16 protein-coding genes are annotated in these 20,605 nt (G+C 70.8%); 10 read left to right on the top strand and 6 right to left on the bottom strand.

Annotated features, from left to right (window positions below; all coding sequences use genetic code 11):
- Window positions 1-15: 15 nt before the first annotated feature.
- From RAMLITH_RS03610 to RAMLITH_RS03585, 6 genes are all read left to right on the top strand, one after another.
- Window positions 16-3,171: an efflux RND transporter permease subunit gene (locus tag RAMLITH_RS03610; protein ID WP_168105939.1), complete on the top strand. Its 3,156-nt coding sequence runs from the start codon at window positions 16-18 to the stop codon at window positions 3,169-3,171.
- 97 nt (window positions 3,172-3,268) lie between these two features.
- Entirely contained in the window at window positions 3,269-3,538 is a 270-nt protein-coding gene (locus RAMLITH_RS03605; protein ID WP_168105938.1) for a MoaD/ThiS family protein, read from the top strand.
- Window positions 3,539-3,540: 2 nt separating this feature from the next.
- Window positions 3,541-4,635 (top strand): WD40/YVTN/BNR-like repeat-containing protein, encoded by a 1,095-nt coding sequence (locus tag RAMLITH_RS03600; protein WP_168105937.1) that lies wholly within the window; start codon window positions 3,541-3,543, stop codon window positions 4,633-4,635.
- A 201-nt stretch (window positions 4,636-4,836) separates the two neighbouring features.
- Window positions 4,837-5,628 (top strand): hypothetical protein, encoded by a 792-nt coding sequence (locus tag RAMLITH_RS03595; RefSeq protein ID WP_168105936.1) that lies wholly within the window; start codon window positions 4,837-4,839, stop codon window positions 5,626-5,628.
- Between the two features lie 19 nt (window positions 5,629-5,647).
- Window positions 5,648-6,472 (top strand): DUF6502 family protein, encoded by an 825-nt coding sequence (locus RAMLITH_RS03590; protein WP_168105935.1) that lies wholly within the window; start codon window positions 5,648-5,650, stop codon window positions 6,470-6,472.
- A complete protein-coding gene (locus RAMLITH_RS03585) occupies window positions 6,469-7,908 on the top strand; it encodes a DUF5666 domain-containing protein (protein ID WP_168105934.1) in 1,440 nt (479 codons plus the stop codon). Before RAMLITH_RS03590 ends, RAMLITH_RS03585 begins: the two co-directional genes overlap by 4 nt.
- Window positions 7,909-7,929: 21 nt before the next feature.
- Here the strand turns inward: RAMLITH_RS03585 and moeA are convergent, their stop codons facing one another.
- From moeA to moaA, 3 genes are all read right to left on the bottom strand, one after another.
- Window positions 7,930-9,195 carry a molybdopterin molybdotransferase MoeA gene (gene moeA / locus RAMLITH_RS03580; RefSeq protein ID WP_168105933.1) on the bottom strand — a complete coding sequence of 422 codons (1,266 nt, stop codon included), beginning with the start codon at window positions 9,193-9,195 and terminating at the stop codon, window positions 7,930-7,932.
- Complete coding sequence (mobA, locus tag RAMLITH_RS03575; RefSeq protein WP_168106443.1) at window positions 9,192-9,746, bottom strand: molybdenum cofactor guanylyltransferase MobA; 555 nt, start codon at window positions 9,744-9,746, stop codon at window positions 9,192-9,194. Before mobA ends, moeA begins: the two co-directional genes overlap by 4 nt.
- 64 nt (window positions 9,747-9,810) lie before the next feature.
- Window positions 9,811-10,947, bottom strand: coding sequence for a GTP 3',8-cyclase MoaA (moaA, locus tag RAMLITH_RS03570; RefSeq protein WP_168105932.1), 1,137 nt, complete (start codon window positions 10,945-10,947; stop codon window positions 9,811-9,813).
- Between the two features lie 239 nt (window positions 10,948-11,186).
- On the opposite strand from moaA, the gene RAMLITH_RS03565 reads away from it, so the two are divergent.
- The 4 genes from RAMLITH_RS03565 (at window position 11,187) to RAMLITH_RS03550 (ending at window position 15,855) form a co-directional block, all read left to right on the top strand.
- The gene (locus RAMLITH_RS03565) at window positions 11,187-11,891 is read left to right on the top strand and encodes a hypothetical protein (RefSeq protein WP_168105931.1); all 705 of its coding nucleotides are present in this window, start codon (window positions 11,187-11,189) and stop codon (window positions 11,889-11,891) included.
- Entirely contained in the window at window positions 11,888-13,090 is a 1,203-nt protein-coding gene (locus RAMLITH_RS03560) for a M48 family metallopeptidase (RefSeq protein ID WP_168105930.1), read from the top strand. Before RAMLITH_RS03565 ends, RAMLITH_RS03560 begins: the two co-directional genes overlap by 4 nt.
- Window positions 13,087-13,677, top strand: a complete 591-nt coding sequence (locus RAMLITH_RS03555) for a hypothetical protein (protein ID WP_168105929.1) — start codon at window positions 13,087-13,089, stop codon at window positions 13,675-13,677. The genes RAMLITH_RS03560 and RAMLITH_RS03555 overlap by 4 nt, the downstream gene beginning before the upstream one ends.
- A gap of 135 nt (window positions 13,678-13,812) precedes the next feature.
- Window positions 13,813-15,855: an ATP-binding protein gene (locus tag RAMLITH_RS03550; RefSeq protein WP_168105928.1), complete on the top strand. Its 2,043-nt coding sequence runs from the start codon at window positions 13,813-13,815 to the stop codon at window positions 15,853-15,855.
- On the opposite strand, the gene RAMLITH_RS03545 is transcribed toward RAMLITH_RS03550, so the two are convergent.
- The 3 genes from RAMLITH_RS03545 to RAMLITH_RS03535 all read right to left on the bottom strand — a co-directional run bounded on the left by RAMLITH_RS03545 (window position 15,827) and on the right by RAMLITH_RS03535 (window position 20,436).
- On the bottom strand, window positions 15,827-17,260 hold the full coding sequence (locus RAMLITH_RS03545; RefSeq protein ID WP_168105927.1) for an aldehyde dehydrogenase family protein: 1,434 nt from the start codon (window positions 17,258-17,260) through the stop codon (window positions 15,827-15,829). The two genes, RAMLITH_RS03550 and RAMLITH_RS03545, sit on opposite strands and share 29 nt — an antisense overlap.
- A 48-nt stretch (window positions 17,261-17,308) precedes the next feature.
- Complete coding sequence (locus tag RAMLITH_RS03540) at window positions 17,309-18,133, bottom strand: metal-dependent hydrolase (protein ID WP_168105926.1); 825 nt, start codon at window positions 18,131-18,133, stop codon at window positions 17,309-17,311.
- Window positions 18,134-18,273: 140 nt separating this feature from the next.
- Window positions 18,274-20,436, bottom strand: coding sequence for a sodium-translocating pyrophosphatase (locus RAMLITH_RS03535; protein WP_168105925.1), 2,163 nt, complete (start codon window positions 20,434-20,436; stop codon window positions 18,274-18,276).
- Between the last annotated feature and the right edge of the window lie 169 nt (window positions 20,437-20,605).

The following is a 20,605-nucleotide window of genomic DNA, read 5'->3' as shown; positions in this document are numbered from 1 at the left end:
GGCCGGAGAAGTCCCATGCAACTGCCCGAGATCTCGATCCGGCGGCCGGTCTTTGCGACCGTGCTGTCCCTGCTGGTGCTCCTGATCGGCGCCGTGAGCTTCACGCGCCTGGCGGTGCGCGAGTACCCGAAGATCGACGAGCCGGTCGTCACCGTGAGCGTCCGCTACCCGGGCGCGTCGGCCGAGGTCATCGAGACCCAGGTGACCAAGCCGCTGGAGGACTCGATCGCGGGCATCGACGCGGTGGACGTGCTCACCTCGATCAGCCGGGCCGAGCAGAGCCAGATCTCGGTGCGTTTCCGCCTCGAGAAGGACGCCGACGCGGCGGCCGCCGAAGTGCGGGACCGCACCTCGCGCGTGCGCAACAAGTTGCCGCAGGCCATCGACGAGCCCGTCATCGCCAAGGTGGAGGCGGACGCCTTCCCGGTAGTGTGGCTCGCCTTCACCAGCGACACGCTGACGCGGCTGCAGATCAACGACCTGGTCAACCGCATCGTCAAGTCGCGGCTGCAGACCGTCACGGGCGTGGCCGACGTGCGCATCTACGGCGAGCGCAAGTACGCGATGCGGGTGTGGCTCGATCCGGCCCGGCTCGCCGGCTACCGGCTCACGACGCAGGACGTCGAGGACGCCATCCGGCGCAGCAACCTGGAGTTGCCGGCGGGCCGCATCGAGTCGCAGCAGCGCGAGTTCAGCGTGACGTCGCAGACCGACCTCGTGCGGCCGGCCCAGTTCTCCGAGATCGTGATCAGGAACGTCAACGGCTTCCCGGTCAAGATCCGCGACGTGGCACAGGTCGAGGAGGGCGCCGCCGACGAGCGCAGCGCGGTGCGGCTGAACGGCCGCCAGGCGATCTCGGCGGGGGTGATCCGGCAGGCGACCGCGAATCCGCTGACCCTGGCCGACGGCGTGCGCGAGATCATCCCCAAGCTCAAGCAGGACCTGCCGGCGGACGTCAACATCGAGATCGCGAACGACAACTCGCTGTTCATCGACCGCTCGGTCAAGAACGTCTACAAGACCATCGCCGAGGCCATCCTGCTGGTGGCGCTGGTGATCTTCGTCTTCCTGCGCACCGTGCGCGCGTCGATCATCCCGTTCATCACGATCCCGGTCAGCCTGATCGGCACGTTCGCCCTGATGGCGCTGTTCGGCTTCACGATCAACACCTTGACGCTGCTGGCGCTGGTGCTTGCCATCGGCCTCGTCGTGGACGATGCGATCGTGATGCTGGAAAACATCTTCCGCCACATCGAGGAGGGAATGGACCCCTTCTCGGCCGGCATCCGCGGTGCCCGCGAGATCGGCTTCGCCGTGGTGACGATGACGCTCACCCTGGTGGCCGTGTATGCGCCGCTCGCGTTCACGCCGGGGCGCACCGGCCGGCTGTTCGTGGAGTTTGCCCTGGCGCTGGCCGGCGCCGTGTGCGTTTCGGGCTTCGTCGCGCTGACGCTCACGCCGATGCTGTGCACCAAGCTGCTGCGCCACAACCCGAAGCCGAACTGGTTCGACCGAGGCATGGAGCGGCTCCTCACCCGCCTCCAGGACCGCTACGGCCGCGCGCTGCGCTGGGTGCTCCTGGCCCGCTGGCAGCCCGGCCCCGCGGCCGGCGGCGGCGGCATGTTGCGGGCCGTGCTGCAGGCGCGCTGGCTGGTGGTCGGCGTGATGCTGCTCAGCGCGCTGGGCATCAGCATGGTGTGGCCGACGATGAAGCAGGAACTGGCGCCGCTGGAGGACCGCGGCACGATCCTGGCCACCGTGAATGCGCCGGACGGCTCGACGCTGGAATACACCGACCGGTACGCGCAGGCGCTCGAGAAGCTGGGGCAGGCGTACCCGGAATTCGACCGCATCTTCGGCAACGTCGGCAATCCGACGGTGTCGCAGGCGAGCGTCGTCTATCGCACCGTCGACTGGGAAAAACGCGAGCGGACCACGCTGGAACTCGCGCGCGAGATGGCGCCGAAGTTCAACAACCTGCCCGGCGTCAATGCGTTTCCGATCACGCCGCCTTCGCTGGGCCAGGGCTTCCGCGAGCGGCCGCTGAACTTCGTCATCCAGACCTCAGACAGCTACGAAAACCTGAACCGGGTGACGCGGCAGTTCCTCGACGAGATCGCGAAGAACCCCGGGATCGTGTCGCCCGACGTCGACCTGCGCCTGAACAAGCCGGAACTGCGGATCGAGGTCGATCGCGCCAAGGCCGCCGACATGGGCGTGAGCGTGGAAGTAGTCGCCAAGGCCCTGGAGACGATGCTGGGCGGGCGGCAGGTCACCCGCTACAAGCGCGACGCCGAGCAGTACGACGTCATCGTCCAGACCCGGCCCAGCGGCCGCTCCACGCCGGAGGACATCGACGGCATCAACGTTCGGGGCCGGGGCGACACCATGATCCCGCTGTCGGCGCTGGTGAAGGCGCGCGAGAGCGTCAGCCCGCGCGAGCTGAACCACTTCGGCCAGCGGCGCAGCGTTTCCATCACCGCCAACCTCGCGCCCGACTATTCCCTGGGCGAGGCGCTCAAGTTCATGGACGCGACGGCGGCGAAGGTGCTCAAGACCGGGTACACGACGGAGCTCAACGGCACGTCGCGCGAGTTCCGCAACTCGCAGGGCGCGCTGGCCATCGTGTTCGCGCTGGCCTTGCTGTTCATTTTCCTGGTGCTGGCGGCGCAGTTCGAGAGCTTCGTCGACCCGCTGGTGATCATGCTGTCGGTGCCGCTGTCGATGATCGGCGCGCTGCTGGCGCTGAAGTGGTCCGGCGGGTCGCTCAACGTGTATTCGCAGATCGGGTTGATCACGCTGGTGGGCCTGATCACCAAGCACGGGATCCTGATCGTCGAATTCGCGAACCAGTTGCGCCAGCAGGGCCTCGACAAGGTGGACGCGGTGGTGAAGGCCGCCTCGCAGCGGTTGCGCCCGATCCTGATGACCACCGGTGCGATGGTGCTGGGCGCGGTGCCGCTGGCGCTGTCGACCGGCGCGGGGGCGGAGAGCCGCATCCAGATCGGCTGGGTGATCGTCGGCGGCATGTCGCTGGGCACGGTGCTCACGGTGTTCGTGGTGCCGACCATGTATCTGCTGTTCTCACGCAACAAGGTGCCCGGCGCCAACAAGGCGAAGACGGCCGACGAAGTGCTGCCGCCGCACGGCCACGACCTGATCGCGAAGTGACGCGCGGCAACTGGTCGCCGGCCGCGGCGTCCGCACCGCAACGGGGTCGGGAAGCCCGCTCGCCAGCAAGGTCAAGCGGGCGCGCCAGAATGCCGCCATGCCCACGGTGGAATTCGCGCCCGCGCTGCAGCGCCACGTGCCGTGCCCGCCGCAGCGGGTGGACGGCGCGACCCTGCGCGAGGCGCTGGCCGGCGCGTTCACGGCCGCGCCCGCGCTGAAGGGCTACGTGCTGGACGAACAGGGCTGCGTGCGCAAGCACGTGGCGGTGTTCGTCAACGCGCGCATGATCGCCGACCGTGCGCGGCTCGACGTTTCGCTGGCGCCGGGCGACAAGGTCATGGTCATCCAGGCGCTCACCGGAGGATAGCGATGGCAGCAGGAGCACTCACGCTGTGGGCAGGCACGCGCAAGGGCCTCATCCCGGTCCGCCAACAGGGGGGCGGCTGGCAGCTCGGGCGCCCGCATTTTCCCGGCGAGCCGGTGTCGCAGGTGGTGCTGCGGGCGGACGGCAACGCTTACGCGGCGCTGCGCCTCGGGCACTTCGGCGTCAAGCTGTGGAAGAGCGTCGATGCGGGCGCGAGCTGGAAGGAAGTCGCCGCGCCGGCCTTCCCGCCCAAGCCGGCCGAAGGTCCGTGGAAGGACGATCCCATGCCGTGGACCGTCGACCAGGTCTGGGCGCTGGAAGCCGCCGCCGACGGCCGCCTGTGGGCGGGCTGCCTGCCGGCGGGACTGTTCACGTCGGACGACGCCGGGGCGAGCTGGCAGCTGGTCGAGAGCCTGTGGGACCGTCCGGAGCGGAGCGAATGGTTCGGCGGCGGCTACGACCATCCGGGCATTCACTCGATCCTGGTCGATCCGCGCGACCCTGCGCACGTCACGGTCGCGATCTCCTGCGGCGGCGTGTGGCAGACGCGCGACCGTGGCGCGACGTGGACCAACACCTCCTCGGGCATGGTCGCCGACTTCATGCCGCCCGAGCGGCGCGAGGATCCGAACATCCAGGATGTGCACCGGATCGACCAGTGCCGCACCCAGCCCGACGTGCTGTGGTGCCAGCACCATGGCGGCATCTTCCGCTCGACCGACGGCGGCATGCGCTGGGTGCCCGTCGCCTCGCCGGCGCCGAGCGGGTTCGGCTTCGCGGTCGGCGCGCATCCGCATGACCCGCAGCGCGCCTGGTTCGTGCCGGCGCACTCGGACGCGCAGCGCATGGCGCCGGAAGGCTGCATGGTGGTGACGCAGACGCGTGACGGTGGCGCCAGCTTCGCCGCGCATGGCGGCGGCCTGCCGCAGCGCGATGCCTACCACCTCGTCTACCGCCACGCGCTCGCCGTCAGCGACGACGGCGAGACGCTGGCGATCGGATCCACGACCGGTGGGCTGTGGGTCAGCACGAGCGGTGGCGAGCGCTGGGAGTGCCTCTCGCGCGACCTCCCGCCGATCGCGGTGCTGCGCTTCGCCTGAAGCGGACGGCCCGGGCTCCCCACCTCTGATCTGGATCAATTTCACGCGACTTGGGCGGCGGCGCGGGCGCTCCGCTCCTTGCAGTCCGAAAGAAATGGGATATTTTCACATTCATGCCGCTGGACTTCGGCGGCGTGACGTGCACCGTCGTGGTGCAGGCTTGGGCGGTCGCCAGGAGCGCACCGCCGAGTGGAGAGCTCTATGGGTCGGATGCAGTTCGGGCAGGGCGGCGGGGCCGCCGGCATGGGGTACGGCGTAGGCGGCGGGATGGGCGGCGGCGTTGCCCCTGGCATGGGTTACGGCGGCGGGATGTTCAATGGCGGCGGCCTCTCCCTCAGAATGGCCGGGCAGGCACAACAGGTCTGCGACGGCTTCGGGGTCACGTACGGGCTGGACGGCGCCACCGCGCGGCTGGCGGCCGGCCTTGGGGACGTGTTCAGTTTCTCCGTCGCTGCCGGCGAAGTCACGGGCGCGGCCGTCACGCTGCCCTGGGGCACGACGATCCAGCTGCCGGTCTCCGCCGGCGTCGACTACGGCCTGGCCGGCACGGACGTGCTGGCGACTCGCGCGCTCGCCGGAGGCTTCTCCCAGGTGCGCTACAGCGACGTCGATGCCGATGGCTTCTACCAGGCCGTGAGCACGGCACGGGTCCTCACCACGGCGCCCCACGTCAACCTCTTCGGCCTGTCCGGCCGCGAGGCGCTGGAGGTGACGGCCACCGGCGGCGTCGTCACCGGCGTCACGCAGATCCTGCCCAACGGATATGAGTGGGTGCGGCTGTCGGAGACGACGATCCCTGACGGCGTGGCCTGGGCGCGGCAGGGCGAGCTGGTGGTGGAGACCGCCACCTTCGCGAATGGCGCGACCTCCTGGGAGGTGTTCCGCGACGGCAACGGCGACGGCCGCTACACCGAAGTGGCCAGCGGCACGGGCCAGCTCGTCGACCTGGTGGGCGTGCTCGACGCCACCCAGGCGGTGGCTCCCACCCTCTGAGGCGGCGCGGCGGCCATCGATGGAAGCGCTTGAGCGGCAGGCACGCGTCGCGGAAGCCGTCCGGCGCGTGTCGGTGCCGCTCGTGCGGCTGCTGATCGACGAGGGCATCGGCTACCAGGGCTTCCTCGCGCAGCTCAAGCCGGTGTTCATCGAACAGGCGCTGGCCCAGATCGCCGCGAGTGGGGAGAAGGACACGGATTCGGCCGTGAGCCTGCGCTCGGGAGTCCAGCGCAAGGAGATCAAGGCGTGGCGGCGGCAGCCGGTGCGCAGCGCCAGGCCGGTCAGGCGCAGCATCCCGGCGGAGGTGTTCGCCCGCTGGATCAGCGATCCGGCCCTGCGGGCGGCCGACGGATCGGTGCGGCCGCTGCCCCGTGCCGGCGCCATGCCTTCGTTCGAAGCACTGGCGCGCAGCGTCAACCAGGACGTGCATCCGCTGTCGGTACTCAATGAGCTGATCAGGCTCGGCCTCGCGCGGCTCGAGGCCGATGGCGACGCGGAGATGGTGGCACTGGTGCGGACCGGTTTCGTGCCGCGCCAGGACTGGGAAGCGCTGATCGAGTTGTTTGTCGACAACCTGACGGCCCACCTCGCGACCGCGGCGGGCAACCTGCGAGGGCATGCGCCGGCGCAGCTGGAACAGGCGGTCTACGCCGGCGGACTGACGGCACCATCGGCGCAGCGGCTGGCGGCGCTGTCGCGCGAGCTGTGGGCCGCCATGCTGAATGCATTCCTGACCGAGGCCACCCGCCTGCATGCGCAGGACGGCGGCCGGGGCGACCGGCTGGTGCGGCTCGGCGCCTACTTCCACGATGGCCCGGTCGCGGGCGACGAGGCGCAATCATGATCCCGCATCCCCAGGCACAACGGCTCCTTCCCGGCGGAGTCCGGCGCCGCTCCTTCGTCGCCGGCGCGGCCGCGCTGTCGCTGGCCGGTTGCGGCGGCGGCGAGCTGTTCGTCCTGATCCCCGGCGTCGGCACCGGCGGCACAGGCATCGTGGCCGGCGTCGTGACCGGGCTGGGCAGCATCTTCGTGGACGGCAGGCGCCACGACGACAGCCAGGCGGTGCTCGAGCGCCAGGCCGACCTCCTGCGCACCGAGACGCTGGCCTTGTCCGACCTCCACCTGGGACAGTACGCCTATCTTCATGTGGATGCGCTCGGCACGCCTACGCGGGTGCGGCTGGAGTCGCAACTGGTAGGGCCGGCCGCGCACGTTGCGGGCAACCGGTTCACGGTCTGGGGGCAGGCGGTTGCCGTCAACGCCGATCCCGGCGCCGGGCCGGTCACCGTCTTCGGCGGCTTGTCGGGTCTGGACCAGCTCGCGGCGCTCGATCCGGTCCAGGTCTATGGCGTGCTGCAACCGGATCCGGCCGACCCCGGCCGCGACCTGGTCCAGGCGACCCGCATCGAGCGCATCCAGCATGCAGCACTGCCCGCGCGCATCACGGGCCACCTGCGCCCCGATGGCGGCGGCTGGAGCCTGGCGGGCGTGCCGCTCGAGACCGCCCGGATCGCCGACCTGGCTCGGCAGGGGCCGCTGGCCGCCGGGATGGCCGTGACCGTCGTCGTGCCCTGGCCCGCGGCTGCTGGCGCGGTGCCCGCGCGCTGGAGCCCCACGGCGCTGCAACGCCTCGGCCTGCCGCGTTTCGCCGCCGACCGGATGCGGGTCAGCGGCGCGGCGCAGTTGCTACCCGGCGCGTTGATGGTGCAAGGCGTGCGCGTCGACCTGGCGCAGGTCGGCGTCGCGGCCGCGCAGGCGGCACTGGCGGCCGCCACTTACGTCACGGTCGAAGGCCTGCTCGATCCGGCGACGGGGCACTTGACGGCCAGCAGCGTGGAGCCGATGCCTGCGGGCGGGCGGGCCATGGAGTTGCACGGATCGGTCACCGAGGTGATCGCCCCCGGCGTGTTCGTCGTGCGTGGCCAGCGCGTCGACGCGACGCGGGCGCAGTTCGCCGGCGCCACCGCGGGCATGATGTCCGCCGGGCGTTATGTCGAGGTGGCCGGCAGTGCCGCAGGGGAGGGGCTCATGGCAGATCGCGTCGTCGTGCCCTCGTCGTTGCCCGACCAGGCCATGCTCGACGTCACCGGCACCGTGCAGAGCGTGGATGCCGGCACGCGCAACGTCGTCCTGCTGCTGGCGAGCGGCGAAACGCTCGTCGTCAGCTTCGGGTCCATGATGGGCCTGCCACGGCCTGGCGACACGGTCCGCGCGGCCGGCTTCTGGGGCGGCGGGATGCTGCAGGTGCGGGAGATGAGCCGCGCGGGGCCGATGCGCTAGCCTAGCGTCCCGGGCAGGGCGCTAGAGCGCGCCCTCGAACATCATCACGTCGACTTCGTCGCCGGGGGCGACACTGCCCTGCCCGTGGTGCAGCACGATCAGGCCGTTGGCCTGCACCATGGAGCTGAGCACGCCGGAGCCCTGGTTGCCCGTGGTGCGCACCTGCAGCGAGCCGTCGGGCGCCGTGGTGACCAGGCCGCGCTGGTATTCGGTGCGGCCGGGCTTCTTGCGCATCGCTTCCTGGCTGCGCGCCTTGAGCAGCGGCGGCGGCGCGGCACCGGCGCCCATCAGGCGCAGCAGGGCGGGGCGCACGAACGCCAGGAACGTCACCATCACGGCCACCGGGTTGCCCGGCAGGCCGAACAGGACGGACCGGCCGATGCGCCCCACCGCCATCGGCCGTCCGGGGCGCATCGCGATCTTCCAGAACGCCACGTCGCCGAGCTTGCCCATCATCGCCTTGGTGAAGTCCGCTTCGCCGACGCTCACGCCGCCGCTGGTGATGATGGCGTCCGCCCGCGCTGCCGCATCGCGGAACGCCGCCTCCAGCAGTTCCGGCCGATCGCGCACTACGCCCAGGTCGATGACCTCGCAGCCCAGGCGCTTCAGCATGCCGAACACGGTGTAGCGGTTGCTGTCGTACACCGCGCCTTCCCGCGGTGCCTCGCCCAGGCTCAGGATCTCGTCGCCGGTGGAGAAGAACGCGACCCGCGGCGGGCGCACCACGGTCACGTCGGCAATGCCCAGGCTCGCGACCAGCCCGCAGGCCGCCGGCCCGAGGCGGTGACCGGCGCGCAGCGCCGGCTCCCCGGCGCGCAGGTCCTCGCCCGCCAGGCGCCGGTTGTCCCCCGGACGCAGCAGGCCGGGCGGAATGACGACGCGCCCGCCGTCCGCCCGCGTGAACTCCTGCGGCACCACGGTGTCCAGGCCCGCCGGCATGATGGCGCCGGTCATGATCTTCACGCACTGCCCGGGGCCGACGCTGCCGCGCCAGGCGGCGCCGGCCAGCGCGGTGCCGACCACCTCCAGCGAAAGCGGAGCGTCCGCCGTCAGTTGCGCGCCGTCGAAGGCATACCCGTCCATCGCCGAGTTGTCGTGCGGCGGGACGCTGATCGGGGAAACGATGTCGCGCGCGAGCACCCGGTCGAGCGCGTCGAAGATCCCGACCTGCTGCGTCTCGCGCACCGGCTCGACGAGCTGGGCGAGGAATTCGCCGACCTGCGTGGCGCTCAGCGCCTGCGGGTCATAGCCTTCGAGCCGGGCCGCGATCTCGGCGATGCTTCTCATCGGCGTTCCAGCTGGTGCAGTTGCGCGAGCGTGTTGACATTGCCGAACGCGAGCGGGTCGTCGCCGGCCGCGTCGAACGGCACGATCGCCGTGCGGTGGCGCGCCGTCCAGGCGTCGACCTTGCGGCCGCCGTCGTGCGTGAAGCGCACCAGGCTTTCCAGCAATTCGACGCGCAGGAGGCAGAACACCGGCTGGGTGTGCAACTCGCCGTCTTCCTCGCGGCCGGATGCCATTGCGATCTCCGCATCCTGCTCCTGCGCCGCCGCGGACAGCCGCGCGACGAGGTCCGGCGGGAACAGCGGCGTGTCGCACGGCACCGTCACCAGCCACGGCGTCTCGCAGCGCTCCAGCCCGGTGAGGAAGCCCGCCAGCGGTCCCGCAAAGTCCGGCAGCACGTCGGGCCAGACCGGCACCCCGAACGATTCGTAGGCCGCGAGGTTGCGATTGGCATTGATCATCAGCTCGCCGACCTGGGGCTGCAGCCGCAGCATCGTGTGCAGCGCGAGCGGCATGCCGTTGAAGTTCTGCAGACCCTTGTCGGCGCCGCCCATGCGCGAGCCGCGTCCGCCGGCCAGGATCAGGCCGGTGATGTCACTGGCAGGAATGGTCAAGCCCTCAACCTCCGATGTAGCTCATCTCGACGCGGCGCTCGCCGTGGTCCTCGTCGGGCGCCATCGAGGCGCGCAATTGCGAATAGCGGTCGGCGCGCCCGTGCCAGATCTGCGCGATGGCCGAAGCCAGTTCCGCGTCGCTGGCCGGTGCGATGCCGCGCGCGGCATCGCCGCGCACCAGTGGCCGCAGGTCGTGGCCGCGGCTGGCGAACAGGCACAGGTACAGCTGCCCCTCGGTCGAGAGCCGCGCGCGGTTGCAGTCGCCGCAGAACGCCTGCGTCACGCTGCTGATGACGCCGATTTCGCCCGCCCCGTCGGCATAGCCCCAGCGCTCGGCGGTCTCTCCGGGCGCGCTGGGATCGAGCTGCACCAGCGGCAGTTCGCGGTGGATGCGTTCCACCACTTCGGCGGAAGGCGCCACCTCGTCCATCCGCCACCGATTCGTGGCGCCGACGTCCATGAACTCGATGAAGCGCAGCACGAGGCCCGTGCCCTTGAAGTGGCGCGCCATCGGGAGGATCTCGTGGTCGTTGGTGCCGCGCTTGACCACCATGTTGATCTTCACCGGCCCGAGGCCGGCGTCCTGCGCGGCGGCGATGCCATTGAGCACGTCGGCGACGGGGAAGTCGACGTCGTTCATGCGCCGGAAGATCGCATCGTCCAGCGCGTCCAGGCTCACGGTGACCCGCTGCAGGCCGGCGGCCTTCAGCGCCCTGGCCTTGCGCGCGAGCAGCGAGCCGTTGGTGGTAAGGGTCAGGTCGAGCGGCTGTCCGTCCACGGTGCGCAGTCGAGCGAGCTGCTCGACCAGCGCCTCGATGTTCTTGCGCAGCAGCGGCTCGCCGCCGGTCAGGCGGATCTTGCGCACGCCGTGGGCGACGAACTGCCGCGCCACGCGGGTGATTTCCTCGAAGGTGAGCAGGGCCGAATGGGGCAGGAACGCATGGTCCTTGTCGAACACTTCCTTGGGCATGCAGTAGTTGCAGCGGAAGTTGCAGCGGTCGGTGACGCTGATGCGCAGGTCCCGCAACGGCCGCCGCAGCTGGTCGAGGAGCAGGCCGGTGGCCGGGATGGCGCGCTCCGGCACGCCGGCGGCCAGCGCGGCGAAGCGCTGGTCGACCAGGGGAATCACTCGTTCAGCCATGGCCTATTCTGACCGGCCGCGCGGCACCCGGCCCCGCGTGCCCACAGAAGCCCCACGGGCATGGCGTGACCCCGCCCGGCAGCCCCGGCAGGCGCAGCCGGCGGCGTCCTCGCCGGCCTGACGCACACGTTGGCCCCGTCGCATTGCTCATGCAATCGATTGTTGCCGATCCCGATGCGGGTTTTGCCGGTTTCGCGGCCGGGCCGGCCGCCTCAGAATGGCGCCAGAGGCTGCAGTTCATGCCGAAGTTGTTGCGAAGTACCCTGGTCCTGGCCGCCATCCTGTTCACGGCCGGTGCCGGCGCGCAGGAGGCCGACACGCGGCGGCTGGCGCCCGGCTTCGACACCCGCACCCCCGATTCCGCCCTCGTGATCGTGCCGGCCGAGATGGAGCTGTTCTCCATCAGCGCGGGCGGCGTGGAGGAGCCCCGCGCCGACTGGACCGACGCGGCCCAGCAGAACTTCAAGGCCGCGCTCGCGGCGCGTCGCGGGCAGCTGGGCGCCAAGGTCATCGAGCTGGGCGAGGCGCAACTCGACGAGTTCGCCGAACTGCACGCGTTGCACCGGGCGGTGGCCGAAGCGGTCTTCATGCACCACAGCCGCAACGGCAGGAAATTGCCCACCAAGAACGACCGGCTGGACTGGTCCCTCGGCGATGCGGTGCGCCCCTTGCAGGCAAGGACCGGCGCCGACTACGCCCTCTTTACCTGGATCCGCGACAGCTACGCGAGCAGCGAGCGCAAGGCGGCCATGTTCGCGATGGCTCTCCTGGGCGCCGTCAGCTTCGGTGGGACCCAGATCGGCTATGCCTCGCTCGTGGACCTGCGCACCGGCCGGATCGTCTGGTTCAACGACCTCGACCGGATGTCGGGCGACCTGCGCGAGCCGGCGGGTGCGCAGGAAACCGTCGACACCTTGCTCCAACGCTTCCCCGCCGTGCCATGACCAGGCCAGAAGCGCCGCGCCGCGGCTTCCTGCGCACCGCCTGCCGCCATTGCCTCGGCCTGGGCGCGCTGGCCGCCGGCCTGCCGTCGCCGGCGCAGGAGGCGCGGCCGGCGAAACCGTTCCAGATTCCGGGCCGCTTCAGCCGCCCCGCGGTGGAGACGGACGAAGGAGGCCTGTGGAGCCTCATGGACCGCGAAGAGGCGCGGCTGCGGCGCAGCCCGCTGGCGATCCGCGATCCGGCCCTCGCGAAATACCTGGCAGACCTCACGTGCCGCCTCAGCGACGGCCACTGCCCGGACATCCGCATCCACGTGATGCGCACGCCGTTCTTCAACGCCAGCATGGCGCCGAACGGCATGATGCAGGTGTGGAGCGGGCTGCTGCTGCGGGTGGAAAACGAGGCGCAGCTGGCGGCGATCATCGGCCACGAGCTGGGCCACTACCTCGAGCGGCACCAGCTGGAGCAGCTGCGCGACGCCAGGGACAAGGCCGTGCTCGCCCAGCTGGTGGGGCTGGTCGGCGGCCTGGCCGGCGCCGTGGGCCGCATCGGCATCCTGGCCAGCATGTTCGCCTTCTCGCGCGAGCACGAGGAGCGGGCGGACCGGCTCGGCATGCGCCTGCTGCAGCGGGCCGGCTACGACGGCACCGAAGCGCCCCGGGTCTGGGACAACCTGCTGGGCGAGCTGAAGGTGACCGGCGGCGAGGACGTCGGCTCGCGCAGCGCCCTGTTCGCCACTCATCCGCCCGCCGGCAACCGGCGCGACGTGCTGCTGCAGATGGCGGCCGAAGGCGGGGGCGGCGGCAGCACCGGTTCGCCCGAGTTCCAGCGCGTGGTGGCGCCGCTGCGCTTCGGCTGGCTGCAGGACGAAATCAGGCGCGGCCAGTACGAGGAAAGCCTGGTCCTCTTCGATCGCCTGCTCGGCCGCGCGCCGGCCGATGCGCAGCTGCTGTTCGCGCGCGGCGAGGTGTACCGGCTGCGCGGCGAAGCCAGCGACCTGCCGCTGGCGCTCGACGATCTGTCCCGGTCGGCGGCCGCCCACGACCCGCCGGCGGAGACGTTCCGCGCGCTGGGCCTCGTGCAACAGCAGCGCGCCGATACCGCCGCCGCGGCCCAGGCCTTCGAGCGCTACCTCGCGCTGGCGCCCGACGCACCGGATGCCGGCATCGTGAAAGCGTCGCTGGCGGAGCTCAGGCCATGAGGCGGCTGGCGGCAGTCTTGCTCGCACTCGTGCTGGCTGCCTGCACCACGATCGCCAAGGTCGATGGCGAGCAGATCGTCGGCGGCAAGCTCGCGGTCACGCTGCCCCACGCCTGGAACAAGGTCACCGATCCATGGGAACGGGGCCGCTACGACATGTGGACCCAGGAGGGCATTCCGCTCGATCACCTGCGCCTGTGGGCCGGCCTGCGCCCCGGCGAGTCGCTGGTGGCCAGGCCGACCGTGCTGTTCCGGGCGCCGGGCGAGAAGGACCCGCGCTATCCGACGTTCACGGCCGGCCTGCGGCCGCACCGGCTGGTGAACCTGTTCGAGCAGCTCTACGCCAATGAAGGCGTGGTGCAGGTCACCCGCATGGAGCCGGCACCCTTTGCCGGGCAGGCTGGCGTGCGCTTCGAGTTCACGCTGGCCCGCCGCGCCGACGACCTGGTGTTGCAGGGAGTCGGCTGGGCCGCCGAGCACCGCGGCGAGCTGTACGCCGCCACCTTCGCCGCACCGAAGCTGGCGTTCTTCCCCCGGCTGCTCCCCATGGCCGAGGCGGTGGTCCGCTCCGCGCGGATCCGGGGGTGAACCAGCTCACCATTGCGAGGCGCCGACGCGCGAGCGGGATGGCGTCCGGCAATCCGAGCCGTACGCGGGCGGACAGAGCCAGGCCGCCGCCCGGCGAGAATCGAGGCCTTGCAACATCGCATCCGCCTGCTTTCGATGAGAACTCCCGCCGCGGGGCCAAGGCCGGGCCTGGTGGCCGCCGCGCTGGTGCTGCTCCTGGCCCTGCAATGCGGCACCGCGGCCTGGGCGCAGCAGGCGCTGCGGGTCGGCGTGTACCAGAACCCGCCCAAGGTCGACACCGTGGGAGCCAGGGGCGCCCAGGGCATCTTCGTCGACGTGCTCGAGGCGATCGCGCGCGAGGAGGGCTGGACGATCGAATACGTCCCCGGCACGTTCAGCGAGGGGCTGGGGCGGTTGCAACGCGGCGAACTCGATCTCATGACGGACGTCGCCATGACCCCGGCGCGCCAGGCCGTCATGGCGTTTCACGCCGAACCGGTCCTGCACAGCTGGAGCCAGGTCTACGCGCGGCCCGGCAGCGGCATCCGCAACATCCTGGACCTGGCGGGCAAGCGGGTCGCGGTGCTCGACGGCTCGGTGCAGCAGAGCTTCCTGGTGCAGACGGCCGCCAGTTTCGGCGTGCGGCCGGAACTGGTGCCGTTCACGGACTATCGCGGGGCGTTGCGCGCCGTGCAGGAGGGCATGGCGGACGCCCTGGTGACCAACGCCTTCCATGGCAACCAGCACGCGGCGGGGGCGGGGCTGGAAGACACCGCGATCATCTTTTCGCCGTCCCGGCTCTTCTTTGCCGCGCCCAGGGGCCGCGATCGCGCCGTGCTGGCTGCCATCGACCGGCGTCTGCAGGCGTACAAGGCCGACCCGGACTCGGTCTACTTCCGTTCACTGCAGCGCTGGACCAGCTTCGGGCGCCCAGCGGCGCTCCCGTGGTGGTTCAAGTGGGCCGTGGCGACGGGGGCGGCGCTCCTCGCGCTGTCGCTCGGCTGGGCGCTCACCTTGCACCGGGCCACCGCGCGGCTGCGGGCGGCCGAGAGCGTCCAGCGGCAACTCGCCGAAGGGCTCGCGCGCATCTTCGACCGTTCGCTGGACGTGATCTGCGTGCTCGACGCCAGGCTGCACTTCGTGCGGGTGAGCAAGGCTTCGGTGCCGCTGCTCGGCTACGAGCCGCGCGAGCTCGAGGGCCGGTCGGCCCTCGACTTCCTGCCGCCCGCCGATCGCGGCAAGGCGCTGGCCGGGTTCCGGCGCATCCTCGACGGCGCCTCCCCGCAACTGCTGGAGAGCCACGCCCTGCGCAAGGACGGGTCGGTGGCGCACATGGTCTGGTCCGTCGCCTGGTCGCGCGCGCAAGGCGAGCTGTACTGCGTCGCCCGCGACGAGAGCGAGCGGCGCCAGCTCCTCGGCCGGCTGCAGGCGCGCACCGAGGAATTGCAGCGCGCCAACGAGGACCTGCAGACCTTCGCCCAGTCGGTGTCGCACGACCTGCGGGCACCGCTGGCGGCCATCACGGGATTCGTCGGCAAGGTCCTGCGCGACGGCGCACCGCAGCTGGCGGACGGATCGCGATCGCTGCTGGAACGTGCCGTGGCTTCCGGCGCGCGCATGGAGCGGCTGATCGAGGACCTGCTGCGCCTGGCGCGGCTGTCCGAGCAAGGGATGCACCTCCAGGAGTGCGACCTCAGCGCGATGGTCCAGGAGGTGGCGGACGCGCTGCGCCACGCCCGCCCGCGGCCGGTGCGCGTCGCCATCGAGCCGGGCCTGCATGCCCTGGCCGACCAGCGGCTGCTGCGCATCGCGCTGGAAAATCTCCTGGACAATGCCTGGAAATTCACCGCGCACGTGCCGCGGCCGGAGATCGCCTTCGGTCGCGAGGAGGGGGAAAACGGGCAGGCCGTGTTCTGCGTGCGCGACAACGGGGCGGGCTTCGCCATGCAGTACGCGGACAAGCTCTTCGCGCCGTTCCAGCGCCTGCACAGCCGCGAGGAATTCGAGGGCACGGGGATCGGGCTGAGCATCGTGCACAAGGTGGTGACGCGCCACGGTGGCCGCATCTGGGCCGACGGCGCGCCCGGCCAGGGCGCCGTGTTCCGCTTCACCCTGCCGGGCGGCACGGCGGCCGCCCGCGGCGCCGCCGTGCAGGTTGCTCGTACGGTCGCTACCCGTGGCGGATCGCCACCGTCTTGAGGGTGGTGAAACCGTACAGTGCCTCGAAGCCCTTCTCGCGGCCGTAGCCGGAGGACTTCACCCCGCCGAACGGCAGCTCGACGCCGCCGCCGGCGCCGTAGTTGTTGATGAACACCTGGCCGCTCTTCACGCGCCTGGCCATGCGCAGCTGCCGCCCGCCGTCACGTGTCCAGATGCCCGCCACCAGGCCGAAGTGCGTCGCATTGGCCAGAGCCACGGCCTCGTCCTCGTCCTTGAAGCTCATGGCGGCGAGCACCGGACCGAAGACCTCTTCCTGCGCCAGCCGGTGCTGCACCGGAACGTCGCGCAGCAGCGTCGGCGCCTGGTAGTAGCCGGTCTCCGGCGCCTCGTCCACCACCTGGCCCTGGGCCACGGTGCCGATGCCGGCGACGTGCGCGTCCGACAGGAAGTCCCAGACGCGCTGCTGCTGGCTGGCGCGGATGAGCGGGCCGACGTCGAGGTCCATCGCGGCCGGCCCGACGCGCAGGTTCTCGAAGGCCTGGCCGAGCCGCTCCAGCAGCGGTTCGTAGATGGCCTGGTCGATCAGCACGCGCGAGCCGGCGGAACAGGTCTGGCCGGCGTTCTGCACGATCGCGTTGATCAGCACCGGCAGCGCGGCGTCGAGGTCGGCGTCGGCGAACACGATCTGCGGGCTCTTGCCGCCCAGCTCCAGCGTGACCGGGCAGTGCCGCTCGGCCGCGACCTGCTGGATCAGCGTGCCCACGCGCGGGCTGCCGGTGAAGCTGATGTGATCGATGCCGGGATGGCGCGCCAGCGCGTCGCCTACTTCATGGCCGTAGCCCGTGACGATGTTGATGGCGCCGGCCGGGAACCCGACTTCGGCCGCCAGCTGCGCCACCCGGATCAGCGACAGGCAGGCGTCCTCGGACGGCTTGACCACGCAGACGTTGCCCGCTGCCAGGGCGCCGCCCACGCTGCGCCCGAAGATCTGCATCGGGTAATTCCAGGGAATGACGTGGCCCGTCACCCCGTGCGGCTCGCGCCAGGTGAAGACGCTGTAGCCCTCCTGGTACGGAATCGTGTCGCCGTGCAGCTTGTCGCAGGCGCCGGCGTAGAACTCGAAATAGCGCACCAGCGCGAGGGCGTCGGCCCTGGCCTGTTTCGTCGGCTTGCCGCAGTCGCGCTGCTCCAGCGCGGCGAGCTCGTCGGCGTGCTCGGCGACCTTGTTCGACAGCCGCATGAGGAGCCGGCCGCGTTCGGCGCCGCTCAACTTGGTCCACACCCGCTCGTAGCACTGGCGGGCGGCGGCTACGGCCGCGGCTATGTCTTCGGCCGTGCCGCGCTGCAGTTCGTCGAAAGCCTGGCCGTCGGACGGATCGATGACCGGAATGGTGCGGCCAGAGGACGAGGGCTGGCCGGCGTTCGCGATGTAGTGGAGTTGCATGCCGCCATTGTGCGACAAGCGCGGCAGTGCGCCCGCCGCGCGCGCCTGCTACGCCCCGGCGCCGACCGGCGTATACAGGTTCCGGTGGTCGGCCAGCCAGCGCTGCGCTGGCCCGCTGTCCTGCTGGCGCGGATGGAAGTCGCGGCGGAAGTACTCGCGCCAGGGCCGCCAGGTGGTGCGCACGAGGCCGCGCCGGCCGAACAGGAAGGTCGCGGCGCTGCACCACGTGCTCCAGCGCCACAGCGTCCCGTCGCGCCGCAGGTTGTTCAGCGTCTGGCGCCCCAGGTCGACCAGGAACGTGGCCGTGATGCGCCGGAACCAGGTGATCCGCCAATCGTGGTTGCCGCCGAGCGCCTGGTACAGGTCGAACGCGGTGGACTTGTGCTCCGACTCCTCGGCGCTGTGCCACAGCCACAGCGTCACGAGGCGTGGATCCTCGCGGCCCAGCAGGTCGGGGTTGCGCAGCAGCCAGTCGGCGAGGATGGCCGTGAAGTGTTCGAAGGCGGCGGTGACCGCCAGCAGGTGCCGGACATCCTGGCCTTCGAGCAGTCGCTGCCGCTCGAGCGAGCGCGGCGCCCACTCGTTGACGAGACCGTGCCGCTCCAGGTGGCCGTTGTACAGGCCATGCAGGCGGCGGTGGGTGGCCTCCTGGCCGATGAATCCCTGCACCTCGGCGTGCAAGCGCTCCTGCCGGTCGGGCGGCAGCGCCCTGACGCCGGCGCGCACGGCGTCGATGAAAAACTGCTCGCCGACCGGAAAGCTCATCGACATGGCGTTGAAGAGGGCCGTGCGGAACGCGTCGCCGGCGCACCAGTGGCGCGGCATCGGTGCCTCCATGTCGACGAGCAGGCGGCGGACGACAAGGTCGGTCATGGAGTGTGAAGAACGGTTCGCAGGGGCGCCATTGTCCCGCCTTGCCGGTCCCCGCGCACGCCGGCCGTCGCGCACGCCGGCTGCCGCCGCAAAGAAAAAGGCCCGCCACCTGGGCGGGCCCTGCCTGCGCTGCGCGCGACTTACTTGGCGGGGGCTGCGGGCGCGCCGGGCACCGTGGAGGCAACGGCCGGCGCCGTCACGGCGGCCGGTGCTTCGGCACGGGTCGGGGGAACGTCGCCGGCATGGAACTTCACCACCAGCGGCACGATCAGGAGCGCCACGATGTTGATGATCTTGATCAGCGGGTTCACGGCCGGCCCGGCGGTGTCCTTGTAGGGATCGCCCACGGTGTCGCCGGTGACAGCGGCCTTGTGCGCTTCCGAGCCCTTGCCGCCGTGGTTGCCGTCCTCGATGTACTTCTTGGCGTTGTCCCAGGCACCGCCGCCGGTGCACATGGAGATGGCGACGAACAGGCCGGTCACGATCGTCCCCATCAGCAGGCCGCCCAGCGCCTTCGGGCCGAGCAGCAGGCCGACCAGGATCGGCACCACCACCGGCAGCAGCGAGGGGATCATCATTTCCTTGATCGCGGCCTTGGTCAGCATGTCGACGGCCACGTCGTACTGCGGCTTGGCCGTGCCTTCCATGATGCCCTTGATCTCGCGGAACTGACGCCGCACCTCGACCACCACGGAGCCGGCGGCGCGGCCGACGGCCTCCATCGCCATGGCGCCGAACAGGTAGGGGATCAGGCCGCCGATGAACAGGCCGACGATGACCATCGGGTCCGACAGGTCGAAGCTGATGCTGCGGCCGTACGTTTCCAGCTTGTGGGTGTAATCCGCGAACAGCACGAGGGCCGCCAGGCCGGCCGAGCCGATGGCGTAGCCCTTGGTGACGGCCTTGGTCGTGTTGCCGACGGCGTCCAGCGGGTCGGTGATGTCGCGCACGCTGGGCGGCAGGTCCGACATCTCGGCGATGCCGCCGGCGTTGTCGGTGATCGGGCCGTAGGCGTCCAGCGCCACCACGATGCCGGCCATGCTCAGCATCGACGTGGCCGCGACGGCGATGCCGTAGAGGCCGGCCAGCTGGTAGGCGACCACGATCGCGATGCAGACGAACAGTACGGGCCAGGCGGTGGAGCGCATCGACACGCCCAGGCCGGCGATGATGTTGGTGCCATGGCCGGTGGTGGACGCCTCGGCGATGTGGCGCACCGGCGAGTACTGGGTGCCGGTGTAGAACTCGGTGATCCAGACCAGCATGCCAGTGAGGATCAGGCCGACGGCGCAGGCACCGAACAGGCGGATCTGCGTGCCGGTCGCGGTGATCGAGTTGTCGGGCATGAGCCAGACGGTGACGCCGTAGAAGGCGATCAGCGACAGCACGCCGGCGATGGCCAGGCCCTTGTACAGGGCCGGCATGACGTTCTTCATGCCGGGCGAGGCCTTGACGAAGAAGGTGCCGATGATCGAGGCGATGATCGACACGCCGCCCAGGGCCAGCGGATACAGCACCGCGTTGGTCGGAGCGGCCGTCACCAGCAGGGCGCCCAGCACCATGGTGGCGATCAGCGTCACGGCGTAGGTCTCGAACAGGTCGGCGGCCATGCCGGCGCAGTCGCCGACGTTGTCCCCCACGTTGTCGGCGATCACCGCCGGATTGCGCGGATCGTCTTCCGGAATGCCCGCTTCCACCTTGCCCACCAGGTCGGCGCCCACGTCGGCGCCCTTGGTGAAGATGCCGCCGCCCAGCCGCGCGAAGATCGAGATCAGCGAGGAGCCGAAGGCGAAGCCGATCAGCGGGTTGAGCAGGGTCGCGAGCTTGCGGTCGGGCGTCAGCACGCCGTTGCCGGCCAGGAACCAGTAGAAGGCGGTGACGCCCAGGAGGCCCAGGCCCACGACCAGCATGCCGGTGATGGCGCCGCCCCGGAAGGCGACGTCCAGCGCCGGGCCGATGCCGCGGGTGGCCGCCTGCGCGGTGCGCACGTTGGCTCGCACCGACACGTTCATGCCGATGAAGCCGCAGGCGCCGGACAGGACGGCGCCGATGATGAAGCCGATGGCCGTCGTGACGTCGAGGAAGATGCCGATGAGGATCGCGAGCACCACGCCGACGACCGTGATCGTCTTGTATTGCCGGGCCAGGTAGGCGGCCGCGCCGGCCTGGATGGCCGCCGCGATTTCCTGCATGCGGGGATTGCCGGCATCCTGCGAGAGGATCCAGCCTCGCGCCCAGAAACCGTACGCCACGGCCGCGAAGCCGCAGACCAGCGCCAGGATGAGCGCCGAATTGCCTGTCATTGTTTTCTCCTACGTTGTTTCGAGTAACGTGCTTCGAGGCGCCCCGCAAGCGGGGTGCCTCCGCTGCGTTGCTTCCTCGTGAAGCCCCCTGTAGGCGGGGCGGAGACGATTGGCCAACCGTCGAAATATAAGGGCAAACCTGTGACGGATTTCGCGTGCCCGAGCCCAA

The organism is Ramlibacter lithotrophicus (assembly GCF_012184415.1).
Classification (GTDB): domain Bacteria; phylum Pseudomonadota; class Gammaproteobacteria; order Burkholderiales; family Burkholderiaceae_C; genus Ramlibacter; species Ramlibacter lithotrophicus.
The sequence above is the reverse complement of the archived record's forward strand: the minus strand, read 5'-3'. Positions and strand labels throughout refer to the sequence as shown.